This is a genomic window from Pseudoalteromonas sp. AS84 (assembly GCF_038900255.1).
In the GTDB taxonomy this organism is placed as follows: domain Bacteria; phylum Pseudomonadota; class Gammaproteobacteria; order Enterobacterales; family Alteromonadaceae; genus Pseudoalteromonas.
This window is the reverse complement of sequence record NZ_JBBMQY010000046.1, coordinates 1-2,785: the sequence shown is the minus strand read 5'-3', so window position 1 is coordinate 2,785 and position 2,785 is coordinate 1. Positions and strand designations below refer to the sequence as shown.

Annotated in this window: 2 protein-coding genes and 2 pseudogenes; all 4 read left to right on the top strand. The window is 37.0% G+C overall.

The genetic code is table 11. The annotated features are described in order from the left end of the window. A pseudogene (locus tag WNY79_RS20740) lies at positions 1-354 on the top strand (hypothetical protein); the annotation flags it as partial. After that, positions 344-1,327 (top strand): hypothetical protein, encoded by a 984-nt coding sequence (locus WNY79_RS20735; protein WP_342876788.1) that lies wholly within the window; start codon positions 344-346, stop codon positions 1,325-1,327. The pseudogene WNY79_RS20740 and the gene WNY79_RS20735, both read left to right, overlap by 11 nt. A 95-nt stretch (positions 1,328-1,422) precedes the next feature. Further along, positions 1,423-2,406 (top strand): hypothetical protein, encoded by a 984-nt coding sequence (locus WNY79_RS20730; RefSeq protein WP_342876787.1) that lies wholly within the window; start codon positions 1,423-1,425, stop codon positions 2,404-2,406. Positions 2,407-2,486: 80 nt separating this feature from the next. Beyond that, positions 2,487-2,785, top strand: a pseudogene (locus WNY79_RS20725) (hypothetical protein); the annotation flags it as partial.

The following is a 2,785-nucleotide window of genomic DNA, read 5'->3' as shown; positions in this document are numbered from 1 at the left end:
TATACGGTGAAAGTAGATTTACCAATGTTTATTGTTGGTAAGTCAGAGTTGCTATTAGATGTAAAATACTCTTGGCGGCACCCAACAACACTAGATGTTTACAAAGAAGCTGGGTGGGTTGAAGGTACTAAAGAGTATTTATCTGAATTTGATGATAATAGCCTGAGCTTAAATGCAGCCACCTATGAGTTTGAAATTGAATCACCGAACATTAGTGTGTTTGATGTTGAAATAACATCAACACTTATATACAACGAAGATTTAACGTTACCAATAGATTTTGAAATATTTGAAAAGCCAATTGAAAATGCCTCACCTGATTTAGTAAAAGCAAAGGAATCTGATGCAAAATAATAATTACTTTGGTGTTGGAATAATGCCAAAGAAAGCGAAGTTTAATCGCTTTTTTGAAGCTCACCGAATAATAAATGAGGGAAGCGAATTTAGAGGGTTATGTTTTTTTCGACGTTGGTTAAATCAAGATCGGCGCATTTACGCGATTAAAAAAGAGCAATATAAAATAGCGCCTTGTGGCAATAACCCTATAAAAGCCATATTATTTGGTCCAATGGCCATTGGTGCTGTATTGAGTTTACTATTGCTAATTGCCTGTGTTGTCGCAACGTATTCTGAAGAGCCATTTCCTTGGTGGCTGGTAGTCTTTACCTTTTGCTGGAACTTATTCTTCTTAAATTTACTACCAATAACTGCTAGATATATACCTGATAAGATGATGTACTTTGACAGGCAAAACCAAGCTGTCGGATTTACTTTTGATATACCCGGTTGTGAACAACGAGATGATTTAGGTAACTGTTGCTTTAAATGGGAAGAGATTGTTTGCAGGCTAACCTCGAAAATGGGCGCGCCGGGTGTAATGAATTACTTTCCAGAAATTAGTCATATAGACCAAGATAAGTACCCTAAAACAACTGTTACTGGTTCAGTTGTAGAACTCTCAGCCAATCCTGTGCATTGTTATTTATTGTGGGAGCGTTATGTACGCTTTATGGATTTAAGTAAGCCATTGCCCGATGTGCCAGAGTACGAACAACACCGACATTTAGATCCCATTACAGCTGAATTTGATAAGAAGAATAATCGGCCTGATGAGTTTTGGTCCTCATTTTCGTTTTCGCAGCAATTAGAGATAGATGAAGAAATCCTGAGTGAAGCATTTCCTTTTGATTGGCTTAAAGGTAGAGAGCGTGAAGAAGTAATTAAACCTTGGCTGCATTGGAAAGCAGAGCCAGAGCGCATAGAGCAATTAACGTGGAAATATAAAGCAAAGCATCTTGCGCTTCAGCTTTTTATCGGCTTTCCTTGAGGCTGTTTAAGTTACAGAGTCCATGATACTTTAACAATCAGAAAGGAACTTAAACAGAGACACCTTAAAGTGCTTCTGTTTATCAAAGGAATCTGATGCAAAATAATGACTACCTAGCCGTTGATATTATGCCTAAAAAAACGCGGTTCAATCGTTTTTTTTATCCTGAGAGATTAAATAGCCTTAAAGAAAAGTTTAAAGGCTTATGTTATTTGTATGACTTACCTTCTAAAAAACAGAAGGCAATACAAAAACACCCAGAGCGATATAAAATAGAAATGTGCGGAAATAGCTCAATTAGAGTTATATTATTTGGCCCAATCATAATCGGCTTTGTTTTAAGTTTGTTATTTTTATTCTCTTGTATTGTGATGACTTACTCCGAGGAACCTTATCATTGGTGGATACCTATACTTACTTTTTCTTGGAATTTGTTTTTTCTTAATTTACTGCCACTAACAGACAGTTACATCCCCAAAAAACAAATATACTTTGATAGAAAAAAGCAGCTAGTAGGCTTTACTTATCCTATCCCTGGTTGCGAAGCGCGTGATGAGCAGGGTAATTGTTGTTTTAAGTGGGCTGATATTGTATGCCATTTAGATATGGTTGCAACACGCCCGGGTGTAATGGGGTTTGTACCCTATATAAGTCATGTTGATGAGGATAAATACCCTGATACTAAAATTGTTGTGCAAGTTCCGGATAACTCAAATAACCCAATGAACTGTTATTTATATTGGGAGCGTGTAGTGCGTTTTATGGACAACAGCCAACCACTTCCTGATGTACCTGAGTATGAAAACTACCGCCACCTTGATGAACTCACCGCTGAATTTGATAAAAAAAATGACAGACCTAATAAATTTTGGAGCGACTTTTCACTTGCTCAACAAGCCGAAATTTGGCAGAAGTTTAATAAAGAGGCTGCTCATTTTAATTGGCTCAGAGCGACACCTAACGAAGAAATAATTAAGCCTTGGCTGCATTTTAAAGGTGAGCCTGAGCGTATCGAAAAACTAACCTGGAAATACAAAGCAAAGCGCTTAGCACTGCAGTTGTTTATGGGAATACCTTGAGCGTTTATAAAAGCCGCTTTATAACTTAAAGGAAGTTTGAGCTTGAGCTATACATAGTTTGAGTTTGTTAAAGGAATAATATGTCTATTTATAAGTACTTAGGCGGGCCGCTGGCTAAAAAAACAATTTTTAATAAATACTTTAATGCTAAAACAAGCAAAAGTCTTACAAAACAATTTAGTGGATTATGTATTCTTTATGATTGGCTTTATATCGATAAGTTAGGCCTAAAGGCACAACCCCAGCGCTTTCAAGCCCATTCATGCGGCAACGACCCTATGAGAGCACTTATCTTTGGTCCAATGCTTTTAGGGTTTACAGGTAGTTCATTTATAGGGTTATTTACATTATGGTGGATTCCATTTGGCTCAGAGCCTTA

What these genes read in the sequence shown, in the direction of transcription:
- WNY79_RS20735 (WP_342876788.1), top strand. Translation starts at nt 344, where the DNA reads ATGCAAAATAATAATTACTTTGGTGTTGGAATAATGCCAAAGAAAGCG.
- WNY79_RS20730 (WP_342876787.1), top strand. Translation starts at nt 1,423, where the DNA reads ATGCAAAATAATGACTACCTAGCCGTTGATATTATGCCTAAAAAAACG.